The 20,834-nt window shown below is 39.4% G+C and carries 17 protein-coding genes; 11 read left to right on the top strand and 6 right to left on the bottom strand.

Features of this window, described 5'->3' with window-relative positions:
- Positions 1 to 181: 181 nt before the first annotated feature.
- The 5 genes from AAW12_RS23950 (at position 182) to AAW12_RS23930 (ending at position 3,289) form a co-directional block, all read left to right on the top strand.
- Complete coding sequence (locus AAW12_RS23950) at positions 182 to 1,477, top strand: hypothetical protein (RefSeq protein ID WP_156167756.1); 1,296 nt, start codon at positions 182 to 184, stop codon at positions 1,475 to 1,477.
- A 5-nt stretch (positions 1,478 to 1,482) separates the two neighbouring features.
- Positions 1,483 to 1,863 carry a hypothetical protein gene (locus AAW12_RS23945; RefSeq protein ID WP_046676133.1) on the top strand — a complete coding sequence of 127 codons (381 nt, stop codon included), beginning with the start codon at positions 1,483 to 1,485 and terminating at the stop codon, positions 1,861 to 1,863.
- 192 nt (positions 1,864 to 2,055) lie between these two features.
- On the top strand, positions 2,056 to 2,454 hold the full coding sequence (locus tag AAW12_RS23940) for a hypothetical protein (RefSeq protein ID WP_046676132.1): 399 nt from the start codon (positions 2,056 to 2,058) through the stop codon (positions 2,452 to 2,454).
- Between the two features lie 49 nt (positions 2,455 to 2,503).
- Positions 2,504 to 2,884: a hypothetical protein gene (locus tag AAW12_RS23935; RefSeq protein WP_046676131.1), complete on the top strand. Its 381-nt coding sequence runs from the start codon at positions 2,504 to 2,506 to the stop codon at positions 2,882 to 2,884.
- 9 nt (positions 2,885 to 2,893) lie between these two features.
- A complete protein-coding gene (locus AAW12_RS23930; protein ID WP_046676130.1) occupies positions 2,894 to 3,289 on the top strand; it encodes a hypothetical protein in 396 nt (131 codons plus the stop codon).
- Between the two features lie 293 nt (positions 3,290 to 3,582).
- Here the strand turns inward: AAW12_RS23930 and AAW12_RS23925 are convergent, their stop codons facing one another.
- Together AAW12_RS23925 and dinB are read right to left on the bottom strand one after the other, a co-directional pair.
- Positions 3,583 to 6,630, bottom strand: coding sequence for a DNA polymerase III subunit alpha (locus tag AAW12_RS23925; RefSeq protein WP_046676129.1), 3,048 nt, complete (start codon positions 6,628 to 6,630; stop codon positions 3,583 to 3,585).
- Positions 6,631 to 6,641: 11 nt separating this feature from the next.
- Positions 6,642 to 7,790 (bottom strand): DNA polymerase IV, encoded by a 1,149-nt coding sequence (gene dinB, locus AAW12_RS23920; RefSeq protein WP_046676128.1) that lies wholly within the window; start codon positions 7,788 to 7,790, stop codon positions 6,642 to 6,644.
- A 79-nt stretch (positions 7,791 to 7,869) separates the two neighbouring features.
- Here dinB and AAW12_RS23915 point away from each other — a divergent pair, with 79 nt between their 5' ends.
- From AAW12_RS23915 to AAW12_RS25885, 6 genes are all read left to right on the top strand, one after another.
- On the top strand, positions 7,870 to 8,664 hold the full coding sequence (locus tag AAW12_RS23915) for a S24 family peptidase (RefSeq protein WP_197084158.1): 795 nt from the start codon (positions 7,870 to 7,872) through the stop codon (positions 8,662 to 8,664).
- A gap of 87 nt (positions 8,665 to 8,751) precedes the next feature.
- Positions 8,752 to 9,276, top strand: coding sequence for an RNA polymerase sigma factor (locus tag AAW12_RS23910; RefSeq protein WP_046676127.1), 525 nt, complete (start codon positions 8,752 to 8,754; stop codon positions 9,274 to 9,276).
- A 93-nt stretch (positions 9,277 to 9,369) separates the two neighbouring features.
- The gene (locus AAW12_RS23905; RefSeq protein WP_053003967.1) at positions 9,370 to 10,179 is read left to right on the top strand and encodes a FecR family protein; all 810 of its coding nucleotides are present in this window, start codon (positions 9,370 to 9,372) and stop codon (positions 10,177 to 10,179) included.
- A gap of 151 nt (positions 10,180 to 10,330) precedes the next feature.
- Entirely contained in the window at positions 10,331 to 13,414 is a 3,084-nt protein-coding gene (locus AAW12_RS23900) for a SusC/RagA family TonB-linked outer membrane protein (protein ID WP_046676126.1), read from the top strand.
- 11 nt (positions 13,415 to 13,425) lie between these two features.
- A complete protein-coding gene (locus AAW12_RS23895) occupies positions 13,426 to 14,787 on the top strand; it encodes a RagB/SusD family nutrient uptake outer membrane protein (protein ID WP_046676125.1) in 1,362 nt (453 codons plus the stop codon).
- Positions 14,788 to 14,789: 2 nt separating this feature from the next.
- Positions 14,790 to 17,303, top strand: coding sequence for an alpha/beta hydrolase family protein (locus AAW12_RS25885; protein ID WP_053003966.1), 2,514 nt, complete (start codon positions 14,790 to 14,792; stop codon positions 17,301 to 17,303).
- Positions 17,304 to 17,317: 14 nt separating this feature from the next.
- Here AAW12_RS25885 and AAW12_RS23885 read toward each other — a convergent pair whose 3' ends face one another.
- The 4 genes from AAW12_RS23885 to AAW12_RS23870 form a co-directional block, all read right to left on the bottom strand.
- A complete protein-coding gene (locus tag AAW12_RS23885; protein WP_046676124.1) occupies positions 17,318 to 17,569 on the bottom strand; it encodes a DUF6520 family protein in 252 nt (83 codons plus the stop codon).
- Positions 17,570 to 17,625: 56 nt separating this feature from the next.
- Entirely contained in the window at positions 17,626 to 19,164 is a 1,539-nt protein-coding gene (locus AAW12_RS23880; RefSeq protein WP_197084157.1) for a MauE/DoxX family redox-associated membrane protein, read from the bottom strand.
- Between the two features lie 152 nt (positions 19,165 to 19,316).
- The gene (locus tag AAW12_RS23875; protein WP_046676123.1) at positions 19,317 to 20,069 is read right to left on the bottom strand and encodes an AraC family transcriptional regulator; all 753 of its coding nucleotides are present in this window, start codon (positions 20,067 to 20,069) and stop codon (positions 19,317 to 19,319) included.
- 280 nt (positions 20,070 to 20,349) lie between these two features.
- Entirely contained in the window at positions 20,350 to 20,826 is a 477-nt protein-coding gene (locus tag AAW12_RS23870) for a DUF3872 domain-containing protein (protein ID WP_046676122.1), read from the bottom strand.
- Between the last annotated feature and the right edge of the window lie 8 nt (positions 20,827 to 20,834).

Below are 20,834 nucleotides of genomic sequence, written 5' to 3'. Positions count from 1 at the left end.
AGTAGTAATTTAAGCCGGATTGCTCCACTAAAGATCGATAACCTTGTACTAAACAGGACTCCTTGTCAGTTATCCAATTTTTTGCCTTTTGTCAAAAGTTTGCTGGTTTGATAAACTTAACTTAGTGTTAATAATTCATTAAACGAAGAAATATGCGACACTAACCTAAAAACCACATAAAATGTTAAGAACAATTTTCAGAAACTTAATTTATGCAGTATTCGCGATTATGCTGCTACAGTCATGTGAAAGGGATATGGAAACAAATTCCCAAACCGATGAAACTTCGGTAGCCAAAAAATGGTATGAGGACAAGGGCAAGCCCTTTCCTTTGGATTGGTCAAAATTACAAGTAATAAAGGGGAATAATAAAACGACACTTGTGGTTCCCATTCAGAACGGCACAATCCTCGGCTGGGGATATTCGATGAAGCAGAACATGGTTTTTAATGTTGAAGAAAATAAAGTTGCCAGCACCAATAAAGTAAGTCTTTTCGCAGACACACGTACTGTGGCGGAATTCTCAGAACAGGCCATTGCTAATTTCGTAAAAAAACAAGTGAATCGAACTGAGGATCTGGGAAAAGTATATTATATGGTATATGATCTTGATGATACCTTGTTGTACAGCCAATCACTTGACTCAACTGGCCTTAAAAAGGCAAACCTTCAATTGAAGATTAAGGATGCCGACAGCACCGTAAATAAAGAAAACGTCAAACCTGACACAAGTAAAAATATACCTGTTGTATGCAGCGAGTGGTATCTGGTAGAATACTTTGACGATGGTACTGCATATTGGACTTATCTATATACAACCTGCAGTGGCACCGCAACTGGAGGTGGCGGCGGAGGTGGTGGTGGTAGTCATGGAGGTGGCAGCGGAGGCACTTCAAGTTCATCTTTTGTGGCGGCTGCGCCGGTAACTACCATCGACATTGAACAGCGACTGGATTGTTTCAAAAATATCGTAGATAATGCAGATACAAAATATAAGGTTACCTTGAATGCACACAGAATAGATTTAAATTCTGATAAGCCCGGTCACGCATTTCTAACGATTGAAAAATCAAACGGTACCCAGCTTCAAAGACTTTCTTATGGCTTTTACCCGCAATCTGTTGCAGGATCAGCTACAATGCAACCTACGCCCAGTGCAATGGGAGAAGAATCTAGTGATTTAGACCGGAAAAGCGATGCAAGATATAGTCTGTCTGTCACCAAAGCGCAATTCAATTCGATAATCAGCCAGTCTATTGCCTTATCAAAAGTCCCCTATGATCTCAATGAAAACAACTGTACTCATTATGCTACCGATGTATTTAATTTACTCTTACCAAGTAATGGACAGTTAAACAATAATGGTTTTTTAACACCAGATGGCGTTTATACATATTTAGCAAATTTTAAACAGGCAGGCAATCCAAATGTCACATTAGGTCGGATTGATCCCCCAAAGAGCACAAATTGTCAATAAGCGATATGAAAAGAAAATTTATTATAGGAATTGTACTATCTGTTCTGGTGATACCCAATACACCGGTTATAGGTACGGAGATATTGAAGGCCATTGATGGTGACCATTTTCGATATGCTAATGCAAACGCTTCTTTTACCGGTGTAGAGTATATTGATACGTATACTCCTTGGATGAGCAAGTGGGTAACATTTGGATTTATCTATGATACTAAACCGGAAATGGTCAATATGGAAATTTTTAGGTTGTATAGAATTAACCCACTGTGTTTCTGGCGCTGGCGCTATTATTTAACCGTTAGCAAAAATTTCGAATACCGCGACTGGGAAAAAATAAAGCCAAATAGAGTTCCCTTCAAACCATTAAATAAATGGCAGGACTTCTAATTTTCCCTAAAAAAATCAAATGGAAGTAGCCTAGTATTTTTCTGTAATAAACGGTCTATATACTTGGAAAAACTCTCATTAGTTGGGAGTTTTTCTAATAAAACCCATCAAAGTTATATAATACCCAATAGATAAATGCAGCGGTCCTTCCTACCGCAAATAATGCTGATCGCCTGTAAATAAAAAAAAGATATGAAGAAGAAAACAATTAGAATGATGAGAAAAGCAATTATTATAGTGCTTACCACTATGATCGTAGTTCCCAATCTGCCTTTCATAGGTAAGGACATTTCGCATCGGTTAGATGAGGGATATTTCAGATATTCCAATTTAGATGGATCATACAAGATAACTCAAGATTTTCATTTTAAAAGCCCCGGTTTCGAAACATTCGGTTTTGAACAATGGATAAAAAGGACATCTCCCGCCGAAGAAAACCGGAAACTTTACAGATTGTACAAAATCAATCCATTATGCTTTTGGCGATGGAGCAATTATCTTAGACATGGTGTGCATTTTGGCTATATGGACCCAAGTGTCATTGAACAGAATATGGATAAGAAAAAGGTCGATACTAATAAAGTAATGTAGCATTAGGTCGTGTAGTTCCGAGGACTAACACAGATAAGCAAAAAAGGATATGAAAAGAAAATTTATTATAGGAATTGTACTAAGTGTTTTGGTTATACCCAATACACCAATTATAGGTACGGAAATAGTGAAGGCCATTGATGGTGATCATTTTCGATATGCTAATGCGAACGCTGCTTTTACATCCATTGATTACATGGAAGTTTATCAACCATGGATAAGCAAGTGGACAACTTTTGGATTTATCTATGATACGCAACCGGAAATGGTCAATATGGAAATTTTTAGGCTGTATAGAATGAACCCATTGTGCTTTTGGCGTTGGCGCTATTATTTAACTGTTAGCAGACATTTCGCGTATCGCGATTGGGAAAAAATAAAGAAAAACAGAGTTCCCTTCGAACCAGGGAATAGATGGCAGAAGTTTTGAAAAAGTAATATGAAGAAAACAATTCCAGTGATAAAGAAAGTGACTATAATAGTCCTTGCCACTATTCTCCTGATTCCAAATCTACCTTTTATCGGTAAGGATATTTCCCACCAGTTAGATGAGGGATATTATCAGTATGCAAATTTAGATGGTTCATATACAATAACCCAAGATTTTAATTTTAAAAGCCCAGGTTTCTCATCCCTTCATTTTGAATATTGGGTAAAAATAACATCTCCCGCACAGGAAAACCGGAAGCTTTACAGATTGTACAAAATCAATCCATTATGTTTTTGGCGATGGAAAAACTATTTATTTAATGGTGTTCATTTTGACTATATGGCCCCTAATATCATCGAAAAGAATAAGGAGAAGCAAAGGGCCGATTCCAACAAAGTCATGTAGCATATGCTTTTATAAGTAGATCCAATGCACTTGAAAATTCCCACTTGATGGGAGTTTTTCTGGTATGCACCATAAAACTATCATCAAAAATCAAACGCATCTTTAAAAGATGCGTTTGACAACTATTAACAATGAATCCTAAACAGGTTCATACGGGTCTCTGAAATATACCAATTTTTGCCGGACAACAATATGATCAACTTGTCGCCGATTTTAATTGTCAAATTTAGGCATTATTTTATATTGAGCCTACGGTTTCCCGTAATCTCATTTAATTTTTTTATAAATAACACTTAAAACATCTTATTTCTGGGAAGCCCAATCTCATGCTCCTGTGGATAAGGCGCTCTAAAAGTCATACTGACATCTTCCTTGATCCGCTGCTGCGCCTCATACTTCTTTTCCTCATCATGCGAATACCTTGGATCAGCAATAAATGGCATTTTAGCCATTTTGGTAATGGTGATGGTCGGAAAATGGAAATCCACTTCCACAATACCCAACAGCAGATAACATCCTCCACCCTGAAATGGATATTTTTCAAGACAGTCCGGAAAGTGGGCAGTATCAAAATAGTTTCCTTCAACATCGATCCAGGTTCCAAAATACATTATACCACGCTTTGTCGGTACATGTTTCCTTGAAATCAGATAGGCTAACATCTTCACCTGTTTTTTGTGATGATCCGTAAGGTCCTTGGCCATAACTGTTCCCCTATACTTTGTCTGCAGCAGATCAAAAGGGGTACTGGATACAGGAAAACTCAAAATTTCAATCTCATCAAATGCATCCTCAAAAATATTTCGTTTCAGTTCCGGAAACTTAAACTCCTTTACTGGTTCTTCAAAAAGAGTCCGAAATCTTTTCTCCGGTTTAAAATCCCCCAGTAGAATCCGCGCTTTGAGCAATAGCTCATTCTTTGGAACACCTGAAAAACGGAATGCTCCGATAAAGATCAACGTCTGCAAAGTCTCAATACCAATTGGAACTCTCTTGATAAAATCTTCCATTGACCTATACTCCCCATTTGCCTTTCTTTCCGTTGGTATCAGCTGGGCAAGTTTCGATTCAACTTTTTCAAGTAACATCAGCCCAAGATAAATTTCATCACCGTAGATCGTTGTTTCATACTCACTTTTATTCACGCATGGATTAAGTATCTTCCCGCCCGACATTCTTGCTTCATGGATATATACTTCCGTCCGGTAGAATCCACCCATATTGTTGATGGCAGAAACAATAAACTCCAATGGATAGTAAACTTTTAGGTATAAACTCTGATAACTCTCCACGGCATAAGAAGCCGAGTGGGCCTTACAGAAAGAATATCCAGCAAACGACTCAATCTGCCTGTAAATTTCCGCACTTAATTCCTCCGGATGCCCCTGCTGTTTGCAAGATGCAAAAAAATCATCCTTAACTTTTTGAAGTGCCGAAAGTGACCTCCCTTTTCCGCTCATTGCTCTACGGAGGATATCACCATCGGCCGCAGAAACACCGCCGTAATGCAGCGCAATCTTGATGACATCTTCTTGATAGACCATGATTCCGTAGGTCTCTCCTAACTGCTTCTCAAAAACAGGATGGAAATATTCAAACTTATCTGGATTATTGTGCCTGAAAATATATTCACGCATCATTCCGGATTGCGCTACTCCTGGACGTATAATAGATGAAGCAGCGACCAATACCTTATAATTATCGCACTTCAGTCTGCGCAGCAATCCCCGCATAGCTGGACTTTCAATATAGAAACAGCCAATCGTTTTGCCCTGGCTTAAATACTCATTACATTTTTGTTCATCCTTGGAAATTGAAGTGTCTTTAATATTAACCTTGATTCCCCTTTTTTCTTCCAAAAGCCGTACTGTGTCGTTGATGGTGCCCAATCCGCGTTGTGATAGAATGTCAAATTTTTCAAAACCGATCTCCTCGGCAACATGCATGTCCCATTGTACGATCGGAAAACCTTTGGGTGGCATTTCCAGCGCTGTAAAATTTGTCAGCGGCTCCTCAGAAATAATGATGCCGCAGGAATGCATACTCCGTTGGTTGGGAAATTTTTCGAGCAACCTTCCATATTTCTGAACCTGCCTTATAATCTCATCGCGAAATACCTTTTCCGGATTTTTGCTCAATTCATCCAGCTCCTCTTTCGGTAAGCCAAATGCTTTTCCCACCTCACGGATAATCGACTTGTATTTAAATTCCACATTTGTGCCGCAAAATGCCACGTAGTTTTTGCCATATCGGTTAAATATATAATCCAAGATGATATCTCGCTCTTGCCAACTCCAGTCAATATCAAAATCGGGTGGGCTTTTACGGTTTAAATTCAGAAAACGTTCGAAATACAGATCAAGCTCTATTGGACAAATATCTGTGATCCCTAGGCAATAGGCTACAATACTATTTGCACCACTCCCACGCCCCACATGCATAAAACCCATGCTATTGCTATATCGAATGATATCCCAGGTGATCAGGAAATAACCGCTAAAGTTCAATTCGTTTATAACTTTTAGCTCTTTTTCAATCCGCTGTTTTGCCTGTTCATGATTCCTGCCATACCTTCTTTCCAGTCCTGCATAGGCTAATCGGGTAAGTAGTTTAAGATCATCGACTTTGGTCCCCGTATAATGCTTCCTGTTCCTTGGCACTCCAAACTCAAATTCAAACCTGCATTTCGAAAGCACCTCTTTCGTATTCTCAATAATCTGTGGATAGTGCCGAAAGATTTCCTGTATTACCTCAGGCGAACGAAAATATTCCGATTTCCTGCACACTTCCTTCTCTGAAAGCTTGGAAAGAAGGGTATTATTATCAATGGCACGCAAAATCCGATGGAGATTATATTCTTTTTTTGTGCTGAACGTAATGGGGCAAAGAATAACCATCTTGGGGATCAGTTTTTTATATTCCGGGCGGATCAACAGATTGAGTTCCTCTTCATAGATGCCCAAATATTCATTTTCGCGAAGGTTTTCGGGGACTTTTGCCAAAGGATAAATAATAAAATTATCAACTAATGGTGGCTGTGACGGTAATTCAATGCCATTGCAATTATACGAAGCGAGCATTCTGTTCACTTCTGACAGTCCTTTAAACTCTTTTGCAATTGCAATATAATATAGTTCACTTCCCATACGCACCTCTACACCAACTATCGGGCGGATATTATTTTCCTCACATTTCTTTTTAAATTCATAAACACCTGTCACCGTATTGATATCTGTCAATACAAGTTCCTTTACTCCCAGGGCGGAAGCTTGGGCAACAAGATCATCGATAGACAATGTACCATAACGAAGACTGTGAAAGGAATGACAATTCAGAAACATAGTAATGGGGGTTAACGTGAAAAATTAAATCCGACAGCCCTACCAACCGCATCTTTGCCAAAACGGTTTTTAATCTTATCCATCGCCTGATATAAACTGATCAGCTCAGCATTATCCTCAAACAAGTTCATTTGGTAGCTGCCATGTACCAGATCAGTTAACCGCAGACCGACCATCCTAAGCCGCATGCGTCTTGAATACACCTTGTCGAACAGCTCAAGGGCAACCCGGGCCAGCGTATGGTCAGAGGAAGTATAGCTCACACGGCACTGCTTCGTCTCTGTATCAAAATTAGAATACCGGATTTTGACCACAACTGTTGAGGTCAACCATTTTTCACTTCGGAGCTGGTGGGCTAATTGTTCTGCCATACCTGAAATCAGGCTCTTGACCTTATCAACATCCATTGTGTCGCTGTCAAACGTTCGTTCCTTAGAGATTGACTTTCTTTCTGAAAACGGAATAACAGGTGTATTGTCGATCCCATTTGCTTTTTTCCATAAATCTGCGCCATTCTTGCCGATCATCTGCTGAAGGACATCAACAGGCATTCCTGAAAGTGTGCCTATAGTTCTGATGCCTACTCGTGAAAAAAGCTGAAATGTTGCGTTTCCCACCATCGGCATCTTTTTTATCGAAAGGGGGTTTAAAAATGATTTCACGCCAAACGAAGGTATCTCCCGATGTCCGTGAGGTTTTGATTCGCCCGTCCCGATCTTACTTACGGTTTTATTTGTAGACAAAGCATAACTGATCGGTAGGCCTGTTTCCTTCTCAATCCTAGCACCAAGCTCATTGGTCCATTTGTAAGCGCCAAAAAACTTGTCCATCCCGGTCAGATCCAAATAAAATTCGTCGATCGAAGCCTTTTCCATTACCGGAGCACTTTCTTCTATCACATCTGTAACCATATGGGACATTTTAGAGTAAAGCTCCATATCTCCCTTAACAACTTTAGCTTGCGGACAAAGACGAAGCGCCATTTTCATAGGCATGGCGGATCGTACCCCAAACGTTCGCGCCTCATAGCTACATGAAGAAACTACCCCTCTGTCTCCTCCGCCAATGATCAGAGGAATACCGTTCAAACTGGAATTTACCAGTCTTTCACAGGACACAAAAAAAGTATCTAAATCTAAATGTACAATTGACCGCTCCATAATTTTACTAATTTATTTAGCAAAATTGTGACTATTTTTCACAAATACTCTTACATTTGTTGTGAAAAATATTCACAAAATGTCAGCAATTTCGATTTTAGCCGATAATATCAAGCATTTAAGGATGAAAGATCCCACAATGACACAGCAAAAGTTCGCGAACCAATTGTCAGACACATATCGTGTAGCGATCACCCGAGATTCTTACGCCAGATATGAACTTGGCAAAGTCAACGTTCCTATGGATGTATTAGTGGCATTATCCAGATTTTATAATATAAGTACCGATCTGCTATTGACAGTCGATCTGAGAAAATACAAGCTGGAAGAAATGCTCAATCTTCCCGACAATAGAATTTTACTGCCGATAAAAACAGATTCACTTGGTGAAAATAAAATTGAAATTGTACCCTACAAAGCTTCGATGGGATACTTGACCGGCTATTCAGATCCGGAATATATCGAAAGTCTACAAACCATGTCCCTTCCTTTTTTACACAACGGAAAATACCGAGCATTCCCAGTGGAAGGAGATTCCATGCCTCCGTACCAAGATGGTACATACGTGATCGGGCAATATGTGGAAAGTATTGCTGGCATCAAAACCGGGAAAACGCATATACTGATTACCCGTTCCGGATTTACCTTTAAGGAAGTGGAGAGTATAAACGATGATTCTATTACGGTTAAATCGAAAAACCTGTTTTATGAGAGTTACGAAATTCCATTTGCTGATATATGGGAAGTGTGGCAATATGCAGGCAGTTTTTCGCCTAAGGAGCAGGAAATTATCGATTACACCAATGAGGATATCAAAGGTATGCTACTCAGGTTAATGGAGGAGATAAAGGACCTTAAAAATAAGCTTAACTAAGATTTATTAGTTAGTTCTTAAATGTCTCTAAACTAAAGCCAATTAATAAATTATACTTAAATTTGTCTACAGCCATTTTCCCAAAAAATGACTTTCTACACTAACCATACAAGCACGCCAGACCATATGTTTCAATCCCTTTATGAAACATATAATAACCGTGTTTTTGGTATCGTAATCGGAAGGATAAAAGACAGGGACGACGCACTTGATGTAATGCAGAACATCTTTTTCCATTTATGGACAACCAGGGATTCGCTCACAAAAGAAAATACCGAACGTATCGTTATAAAAACCTGCATACAGGAGATTTCCAATTTTTATTCGAAACAGAAAAAACAACCTTTTCTCCGCGACGCTGCTGAAGTTCAATTATCTGATGAATCACTTGAACTATTGGAGGAAAAACTTCAAAAAGAAGAGCGCTTAAAATCAATGGAGTTTAGTATAGAATTGCTACCGACTCCAAGAAAACAGATTTTTAAAATGAACAAACTAGAAGGGATTTCTCAGGAAAAAGTTGCCCACCACTTCAACCTTTCCAGAAAAGCCGTCGAAAAACAAATTTCTAAGGCGATGGTATTCCTAAAAAAACATCACAAAACATCATAAATAGCGTTAATATCCGTTAAAAACCGTTAATATTTCCTATTAAGAGGGGGGATTTTTTCCACTTTCAGGTATACATAATAAAGGCCCTTTATTATGGACAGCGAAGAAAACAAACCGCTTACGGATCGAGAATCCAACGAACTGTGGGAAAAACTTACTTCTCGCATAAAAGCCCACGAGAAAGAAAAAAGAAAAAGAAAGGTAGTCCGCTTTGCTTCAATATCGGTTGCTGCTGCTATCTTATTAGTAAGCAGTCTCATCTCCTATAAAGTCTTTATCATGCCGGACATTTATCATGCGGAAAATACAAACTTAAAGATAACCCTAAAGGATGGTTCAGTTGTCACACTTGATAAGGGTGCAAGTCTGCGGGTGGATAAATCGTTTCCTTCGGCAACAAGGGATGTATTTCTTGAAGGGAATGCAATTTTCAATGTCAGCAAATCCAACGAGCATCCTTTTATCGTTCACGGCAAGGAATATAACACCAGAGTCCTGGGAACTGTATTTAAAGTTATACAAAGGGGTAAAACATTCAATGTTGACCTTTACGAAGGTAAAGTCCAGGTCACAAAAAATGACAAGCCAAAAGATGTTTTTGTCCTGCGCCCCAAAGAGACTTTTTCAAATCTGGGGATGGCCAAAGTAGCTACTGTTGTAGCCACTAAAAACCACGAGAAAAGCCAGGATACCAAGACTGCCACACTCTCATTCGACAATACGAACCTTGCGGATGTCGTGCAAGTGATAGAGCAAACTTTTGGCCTCAAAATCAAATATCCTAATGAATTGGGAAATCAGAAAATATCCATAACAAAAGAAAAAACCACCCCAATTGAAGTACTAAAATTGATTTCCTTACAACTTGACCTAGATGATAAAACATTTGAACTGGAGAAATAGGCTCTGGAAACTTAACTCCCCTGCCTTAGTTCCAGACACATAGCAATTTACTGCTGGATATAAAAAAAGACCGACGGGGGCAACCGTCGGCCATGTATTCAGCTTAATAAAACTTAACGGAGTTATTAATTATTAAATACAATGCAAAAATATGAAAAATCTTTGCACGGCTGCCCTATTCTTTTTACTCGGCAGTCAGGGGCTTCAAGCCCAACAGAAACTCTCAGAAACTACGAGAGTCAATTTTGAAACAGGAAAAACGACGGCAACGCAAGCCATAGAGAAATTTCTATCAGAAAATGTCAGAGCGTTCGCCTTTTCAAAAGACGATCTTCAGGGCTATATCGTCCAACCAACCAAATGCAACAACGAACCCATACTGAATTGTCTGAACAAAATTCTTCGGGATATCCCCGTAGAAGCGTTCATCTACGACAACAGTTTGGTTATTCGTAAGAAAAAGAACAAATCAACCTCCAAGAATACCGAGCTCATTCCATCTGCTGTTAAAGACACCGCAAACCAATTGGCAGAAAGAGAAGCCAAAATAGAACAGGTTATCATAAACGCGGGCTACTATGCCGTAAAGGATAAAGAACGGACAGGAAGTATCGCTAAGGTAACAGCTAAGAATATCGAAAACCAACCGGTTACTAATGTACTGTCTTCTTTGCAGGGAAGAATGTCAGGAGTTAATATCACCCAAAATTCTGGTGTTCCCGGCGGAGGATTTGAAATTCAGATCAGGGGGCAGAATAGTTTACGTACCGGATCTTTTACAGCACCAAATGGTAATGCACCATTATACGTTGTTGACGGTGTACCGATCAATGAAATTCCCTCATCACAAATATCCTCGGTTACTTTCCCCAACGGCAGTATTAACCCTTTAAACAGCATTAACATAAATGACATCGAAAGTATAGAAGTATTGAAGGATGCCGACGCGACCGCCATTTATGGCTCGCGCGGATCAAATGGCGTTATCCTGATCACAACTAAAAAAGGAAAAGCCGGAAGGATACGGCTAAGTCTTTCATCCAATTATGGAATCAGTGAGGCGGTATCCAACCTCAAACTCCTGAATAAAGACCAATATCTTGAAATGCGCCGCAAGGCCTATGCCAATGATGGTATTTCAAACTATCCTGCCAATGCATACGATATAAACGGCACCTGGGATAGTAACCATGAAACGGACTGGGTAAAAACCCTGATCGGAAAAAACGTCACACTAAGTAACACCCAGCTATCCCTAAGCGGAGGCAGTGAAACAACGAATTTTATGCTGAGTCTCGGCCACAACGAACAGACCACGGTATTTGGTCAGGGATTTAAATACAGCAGCAATTCTTTTAATTCCAATATTTCGCACCGTTCAGCAGACAATAAACTATCCATCAGCGTTTCCAATATGTTTACCCAGCAAAAAAACAATGTGGTAAAAACCGACATGACAAGAAACGCTTATATGCTGGCGCCGGTATCACCGCGGATCTATTTGGAGGACGGAAACCTCAACTGGGAAAAAAATACGTTCACAAACCCGCTGGCGGCGTATAACGCCTCGTATGAAAACGACACAAAGCTTTTTCAGACCAATGTCAATGCAGAGTACCGCATCTTTAAGGACCTAAAAGCAAAGCTTAATGCAGGAGTCAATTACACGGCAATCGATGAGCTTGCCCTGACGCCCAATACGGTATACAGTCCTTATCTCGCTTCCGGAATGTCGAGTTCCAGCTCCCAAGCCGATAAAAAGTCACAGCAAATATTTTCATTCATTGTAGAGCCCCAATTAAACTGGCAAAAGAGATGGGGTGCCCATCAGCTCGATGCTATAATCGGAGCCAGTTTCCAGAGAAGCCTTCGCAAGGCGGATGAAAGACTTGGGATAGGCTTTGAAAGTAATCAATTCATCACCAATATTGGTACCGCCAAATCGGTCATGACGTTAGAAGATTCCAACGTTGAATATCGTTATGCGGCTTTATTTGGAAGACTGAATTATCAGTTCAAAAACAGGTACATTGTAAACTTAACAGGAAGAAGGGACGGCAGCAGCCGTTTTGGGCCAAACAACCGTTTCGCAAACTTTGGTGCCATCGGAGCAGCATGGCTGTTCTCCAATGAAGCATTTTTAAAACCTTTTAAGTGGCTCAGCTTTGGAAAACTTCGTGGGAGTTATGGTTCTGCGGGTAGCGACAATATCGGTGATTTCCAATATCTTGATAATTATGTAGTCAATTCTACCCTGATCTATAACAATACCACGGGTATTGTGCCATCCCGTTTATATAACCCAGATTATAGTTGGGAAATAACACGTAAACTTGAAACAGCAGTTGAGCTCGGCTTTTTCAAAAACCGCTTAAATATGACTACCGCATGGTACCGTAACCGATCTACCAACCAACTGGTCGGTTACCAGCTATCTGCAGTAACTGGGTTCACCAGCGTCATTGCGAACCTTGCCGCAACAGTTGAGAATACTGGCTGGGAATTTGAACTTTCGGGTCGTCCAATTATAGGCAAGGATTTTCAATGGGAAACCGCTTTCAATATCAGTTTCCCCCGAAATAAACTGCTTTCATTTCCAGGTCTTGCAGGTTCCACGTATGCTAATCAATACATCATTGGACAACCTACCAACATTATTAAACTCTATCAGCTTCAGGGAATAAACCCAAAAACAGGGCAATACCAGTTTACTGACTTTAATGGGGACGGTAAAATATCTACGCCTGACGACAGACAGGTTATTGAAGACATCAGTGTTAAATTTTTTGGAGGCTGGAGCAATACAGTCCAATATAAAAACTGGGATCTTTCCTTTCTTTTTCAGTTTGTTAAAAAGAAAGCACGGAATTATATCGGCATCATGACTATGCCCGGAACAATGAATAACCAGCCAGTCCAGGTACTTGATGTCTGGTCACCGGAAAACCCCAATGGATTCTACATGCCATACAGTACATTAAATACGACCAGCCACAATTTACTCCGTTCAAGTACCGCCGCCTATTCGGATGCTTCGTTCATCCGGTTAAAAAATGTACAGCTGGGCTATAAAATTCCGCTAAGAAGCGGTCCATTTAAAGAAGTTAAAATTTACTTTCAGGGGCAGAACCTTTGGACTTGGACCAGATTCTTCGGCGTCGATCCCGAGTCCTCCTCTCTTGGATTCCTTCCACCTTTGAGAACATACTCTCTTGGCGCACAGTTTAACCTATAAACCTTTACAAAATGAAAACAATACAATTTATCATACTATTTATTGCAGCTACAGTAATCACTTCATGTGAGAAAATGATTGAAGTAGAAATTCCAAATGACCAGATCGATAAACAAACCGTCTTTAAAGACGTACAAACAGCCAATGCCGCCTTATCAGGACTTTATGCTGATGTTATGAAGAGTTCCCCAATAGCTGGAGGCGACCTCGAGACGTACCTCAGTGCCTATACCGACGAACTGGATAACTATACTACTGTGTCCTCAGACAGCAGGGATCTATTCCTTAACCAGCAGATCGACACGAATTCTATCATTTATAACGTGTGGGCAAATGCCTATAAACATATTTACTCCGCGAATTCCATTATTGAAGGTGTAAGCGCTTCAACTGGAATTTCAACCCCGGACAAAAGATATTTAAAAGGAGAAGCATTACTTGTGCGGTCAATCATGTTTTTCTACCTCAGCCAGCTCTTTGGCGACATCCCCTACCCTGAATCCACGGATTACAAGATCAATAATAGCATTGGCAAGACATCATTTGTTCAGGTTTTATCCAATCTGGAAAAAGATCTTGTTGAAGTATCTAATCTTTTGCAAAATGATTACCGTAACGCTGAACGCATTAACCCCAACAGAATGGTAGCACGGTTGATGCTTGCTAAAGTTTATATGGCAAAACAGGATTGGAATAATGCAGAAAACATTTCAAAAGAAGTCGTAAACAGTTCATTATATCAAATGGAACCTGACGTCGCCAAAGTCTTCCAGAAGAACGGAAAACATATCTTATGGCAGCTTAAGCCAAACAATAATCTATCTGTGCCACAAGCTGGCATATACTATTTCACCAGTTCAGCACCTTCCTCCTATGCACTGACCAATGCCTTGGTAAGCTCATTTTCAAATAACGATTTGCGTAAACAGAAATGGATGGCCCCAGTAGTTTTCAACGGCGTGACTTATTACAGAGCGGAAAAATATAAAAACCGGGGCGGAAATAACACAACAGAATATTCCATAGTTTTCAGGATAGAAGAGGTATTTTTGCTGTTGGCCGAAGCTTTGACGAGGCAGGATAAACTAGCAGAGGCTTTGCCATATGCAAATATGACAAGATTGAGAGCGCAGCTAAATCCCTTGCTTTCTCCCATTACAAAAACCGTCCTATTAGACGAAATTCTTCTGGAATACAAACGGGAATACTTTACAGAGATGGGACATCGGTTCCTTGATCTAAAAAGAATGGATAAACTCAGTACACTCCAAGGCAAAAAACCAAACTGGAAGGATTTCCATAGGCTTTGGCCAATCCCTCAAAAGGAGATCCTGCTGAATACCAACCTACAACCTCAAAATGCCGGTTATTAATAATGAAAAATTTATTCAAATTAGTATTGTTATTAGGGCTTCATATAACATATGCCCGGCAACAAAACGATACCGTCGATACTTGGAGGGCAAAATTTGCGTCTCTGTCAAACGTTGTATATCAATCCGAGAATGTCAACTGGATTGGTATCAGAAAAGTGAGCAAACAGCATGGAGACAGTATTTTCGTGGTCAATACAAAGAACCACGGAAAGACTGTTTACAGAATCATGAATTCACAACTTAGCTTCTTAAATGAAGAAGCTGTATTGGGCAAGCAGGGGCAAAAAGTATTATTTCTCAACCTTATTACCGCAAAGACGTCCGACTTTGACAATGTAATGGACGTTTACGCCCTTCAAGACCAAAACCGATTCGCCATACTATCTAATGACCACACCCTTAGGTTATATGATCTTTCTGGAAAACAGCTTTCCGAAATAGCCAATGTTGATAATAAATTCAACCTTGTCGCCACCGATTCTAAAAACACAATATATCTCAGCAAACAGCTCGATGGAAAATGCGAAATCGTAGCAACAACTGGCACCAGACAGAGTGTCATCTACAAGACAGCAAATAAAATCCGCAGAATGTCGCTAACCGAATCTGGAAAACATTTGTGCGTTGTAGAGACAAATCAGGATAAAGATCAGGACAGATTAACCATCCTAGAAGCTGGGAAATATGGAAAAAAAGTGCTCGAGCTTGACATTCCAAAAAATGCTGTTGCAAAACTTACTACGATACACAACGGCGGTTCTTACCTTATCAGCGCTCGTGTTGAAAGTGAGCCACAAAAAGACGCTCTTGTCGAGGTATGGTATGGAAACGATCCTTATGTGAACCAACATTTTAAAATGTTTACCGGTCAACATTTTTGGATATGGCAACCCAAGGACAATAAACTGCAAAATATACCGGTACCGGAAAACTTTGACGTCCGGTCGATCAACAATGACCGCTATTTCCTGACTTATCTTCCCCGACTTGGGCACAATTTCCTTACAAGTGAGCCCAAGCTCAATGGAGCTCAGATATACGATCTAAAATTAAATTCACACATGGATCTGGGAGATGTTAAACTCGTTAAAAGAATTGGCAAAGAATGGCCGGAACTACTAAACAACCCAATTTACTGCTCTTATGATGGAAGATGGTTTGTAGCGAGCCATGACGGAATAAAGTGGACTTTATACCAAGCCAATGGAAACAAAGTAACAACAATTGAAAAATCAGGATTGGAACAACCCGTATTTTCTTCGAAGTCTGACCATATCTATTTTGAAAGCAGTGACGGTCTGTGGGACTTTGACCTCAAGATCAAGAAATTAACAGCTCTGGGCATTGGAACAGGAAAAACGGCTAAGATCAAAAATTACACCCTTAAAATTGATGGATTTACAGCAATTTCTTATTTACCTACCGATAGACTTCTTGTTGAGGTTAATGATCAAGACGAAAATGCTATTTCGTATCAGCTCTTTGGAGGCGGCAAAGTACTTCAGCTCATTCCGGCGACAAAGAATAGAATTTATAAACTAATGTATGATCCTTCAATGACATCATTTTGTACTGTGGAAGAGAATTTTAATATTCCTCCCGCTCTATATAGCTATCATGAACCAAATAAAAAGACCTTACTTTTTGATGGAAATGTTAAGGACAGTGGTGCAAAAAGAATAAAGCAAGAAATTTATAGGTATGTTGCGGCAGGTAAAAATCTTAGCGGTATTTTGTATTATCCCACGAACTTTGATCCTAAGAAAAAGTACCCTATGATCGTTCGCATTTATGATATGCAAAGGCACCTTTCCAACTCGTACCTGTCGCCTAATAAGACTTTTCCGGACGGCTTCCAATTGAGGACTCTGCTGGAACGCGGATACTTTGTATATCTTCCGGACACCATGGTAGGTGAAGAAGGCCCCGGGCTCTCAGCGCTGGAATGTGTTCACAATGCATTGGACGCTGCGCTGAAAAATCCTTTTATTGATCATAAAAAAATTGGTCTCTGCGGCCAGTCCTACGGCGGTTATAAAACCGATTTTATTGCTACCCATTCAAAGCGTTTTGCAGCTTACATCTCCGGAGCAGGGATCAGTGATATTATTAATAATTTTTATTCATATAGCTACGAATGGAATAAACCCTTATACTTTATATATAATACAGTTTATCAGATGGGCACTAACCCCGCTAATGACAAAGAGAGGTATCTGGAAAATAACCCTATCCTTAGCGTTGAAAGGGTCAATGCACCAATGCTGCTATGGACCAGTAAAAAGGACCGTACCGTTATACCAAGTCAAACGATGGAATTTTACATCGGGCTTAGACGCTATAAAAAAGATGTGGTTGCCTTATTTTACCATGGTGGAAATCATTCATTTCCTGACGGTACGCCAGAACAAATTGATCTGGGCAAAAAGGTACTCGACTGGTGGGATTATTTTTTAAAAGATAAAAAAGATGTTCCCTGGATCAATAAACAAATGAAGAAGGATGCCTTATAGGCATCCTTTCATACTTACTGAATACTTCTGCTAAGTTGTTGTGAACAGGTTGTTTCGTCAGCGCTACGGAATTTAAAGAGCTGAGAAGAGCCATCCTGATCCCATGTACACAGTTCACCTGGTTGTTCATTACATTCCTGTTGAACAACTTCACAATGGCTACCATTAATTCGGTAGGTAGGCATTGCAGTTTTCATTGCACTGCTAGCATAAGCACCTCCTAGTCCCATTGCTGCAATAAGACCTGGCAATACTAATTTTTTCATGCTATCATAATTTAATTGGTTACTGCCTAATCTGTTACAGGGTTTTCGGCAATCCCCTATATATCCCCATCCACCAGTGATTCCCCGAACCACCGATTTCGTTTACTATCGTAATTAAAGGCTCCTTCACGTATCCTATACCGCTGCAATTCATTACCTATAAGTATATAAAGGTATTTCCCATCGGAAATCATCGATGACATAGCTTTGCCGCCCTTATTACGTATATAAAAGCTACCTATATATCGCTGCTCATCTGTCCGATAAACATCTATGATTGAAGAACTCTTCCATGAACTTGAAGGTTCATGCTTCCCTTTTAGATTCGACCGGTTAAAAATTAGGTCGCCAAATAAGGCTTGACTTTTGTTCACACTGACGGAAGGCGCATTCATTTTGTTTCTTCCGTCCGAAAGTTTTGTTACTGATAGATTTGCCCTTGTCGTGGTATCAATGGTATTAAATCTGTTAACAACCTGTAAACTACTGTCCATCACAATAAACTGGTTCCGGTAAAAGTAGGTGTAGACCACCTTACTACTTTTTGGTTCAGAAGTTAATATGCCATCCACATCAAATACACCATCGATCTGCCTTTGTAAGACCTCTGGCTTAAGGGATATTTTTGGGTTCCTATTCAGGTCGAGTAAACCCATGCTATGTTGGAGGTCTGCACGTCGTTGCGTACGAATTGCAAATTTCATCGAATCCAAGACCGTAAGCTGGTTAAAGAATGCATCTCCATAGCTTATTGTATGGGCTGTAGAATCTCCGAGCTTTCCTCGATAGATCACCGGCACGTTTCCGTCATAAAGGTAATAGTACGGCAATTTCACCTTGATCTGTACGTTCCTAAAGGGATGATTCAAATTATCCAAAGAGATCTTTGTACGGCTGAAATTCTGCAATCCTGTATCAATATGTGCTATAAAAAGAGGTGTGGTTACATTGCCGAGGTAAATCTGATCGCCAGCAATTCCGGCAAAATAGTAGGAGTTCACCCCAAGATCAAATACTTTGTCCTCAAATATGGGATGCTGCAAGAAACGACGTGTAAAATTGTTCTCTTTTTTAATGATGTGCTCCGAACGTAAAAACATGACCACGACCGCACCACAGCAGATCATAATACTAAACAGTTGAAGCGATATTGATAAGCCCAGCTTTTTATGAGGGTGATCTTTTTTCTCTTTATAAAATATGGCGGCGGAGATAAGCAAAACTACTCCGATATTAAAGATAAGGTGTTCTCTCCAACCAAGTTTTTCCAAGATTCCCCCACAACTGCATGGTACAAAGTCACTGTAGTTGAGGATCAGAAAAATGTAAATAGTAAAGGCTGACATTAATCCCAATGAACAATATAAAGCCAGCTTTTGAAAATGCGCAAGACAGAGATAAAATGCTAAGGTCAGTTCTACGATGACTACAGCAAATGAAATAAATTGCGCATAGGCACTTAGCAGGGGTGATTGAGCCAGTTGCACCCGGAAGTTTTCAAAGTCTAGAATCTTACTCATCGCGGCATACACAAATAGAAATGCCACCAGTAAACAGACCGTAGTTACAAAATATTTTTTTATGAGGCTCATCATAATCATCGGCATTGATTATGACAAAGTTCGCATAGAAAACGGCAATAAAAATTGCTAATAGTTACTAATGAATTGCTAATAGTTACTATTATATTCCAAATAGTACCAGATTTATACCAATTAGTAATTATAGCTTATTTGTAGTTACCTAATCATAGGTTCGCGAGCCGGGGAATTTGGGTCGGGTTTATTCCATATCTGACGAAAGTCTTGTACATATTGCTATAATCAGGAAACTTATTCTTAAAGGCAATTTCTTTCAGACTCATTGTCGTATAAATAATATCCGATGCTGCCTCCATCATTTTTAGCTTTAATAAAAAGGCATAAAAGGTATCACCAAAGCACACCTTACAATCTTTTTGAAATTGATTATAATTTAATCCTTTTATACGCACGAGTTCACGCAAGGCTAGTTTTTCCTCAGCTTCATACGATTGAATGATGTCGATAACATAACGGGAATTATGAGGTATATTTTTTATGTCGCTTTTGGCAATATTTAAATCCAGCAAAAATAAATAACCCCCGTCTTCTTTTTCAAAGCGGACCAGCCCACCAACTAGATGAACTAAGTTTTCGTCCGTGAAGTGCAAATAAATGGGAATTGCTTCCAATACTACAATCTCCGTTTGCCTTATTTTTGTAATGACATGAGCGATTGCAGGCTCAGCAATGTTATTTATATCGAAAGGACCGAACAGTTCTTTATTAAAGCTTGTGAGGGGTAAAAAACCAATTTTCTGCCAAAAATTCAGATAAAAACTACCTATAATATTTAATTTAAGTGCTAACTGCTTTAGGTCACACAAATAAACTGCAGATTTCACAATATTAAGTACAGAGAAAGCAGCGAGCTTGGTCTGTATAAAACCTTCCAAAAGTGCTATAATGTACAAATTCATCGCAATTACGTTTTTGTTATCATCAATAGACCTTAAATTGCGCCTAAACTACAGTACTTTCTATATAGTAGAATTTAGGTGTATCTAATTTAAATCTAATTTTTTTTGAACAAAATTGAAAATTCAAAATAAAAAAGTGTTTGATTTCGAATTAATTAAAGGAACAGAACTTATTAATTGTAACAAAAAAAGGACAGCCAAATAGCTGTCCGATCGTGCATGTTTCCTCTTGTAGTGTAGGAATTTCAACGTATAAATATGGTAAATTTTAATAAAAAAATTATCTAATCGGCCCTATAACGATTGGGCCTGGCTTTTTGTTATTAAACTGGAAGGAAATTTGTTTCTCATTCCCAAAACTGTCCGCAATCCAAACATCAAATTGCTGAGAAAATGTAGACTCTGAGGTGTAGTAAAGGCGAAACTCCTTTTCAGGAAGTACATACAGATCATTTGGAACATATGGCTTTTGTGCCAAATAATATAACATACCATTTCCTTCATTTTGAAAGTAACGGATCGAATAATTATTACTCGCGTAATTTCCCTTTGAAATTATCGAAAACCTCATTTCAACCGTTTCACCGATTCCGATTTCCTTTGGTACCGGCATAACTTTAACTTCAAAAGGAAAAACTTCCTGCACATCCAGAACTTCTTTTTCACATCCGGAAAGTGACATAATTCCCACAATTGCAAATAATCCAAGTGCAACTGATGCTAGGGACATTTTCAATTTATCAAATAAATTTTTCATAGTATTTT

It is taken from the genome of Sphingobacterium sp. Ag1 (assembly GCF_000988325.1).
Taxonomy (GTDB): domain Bacteria; phylum Bacteroidota; class Bacteroidia; order Sphingobacteriales; family Sphingobacteriaceae; genus Sphingobacterium.
The sequence above is the reverse complement of the archived record's forward strand: the minus strand, read 5'-3'. Positions and strand labels throughout refer to the sequence as shown.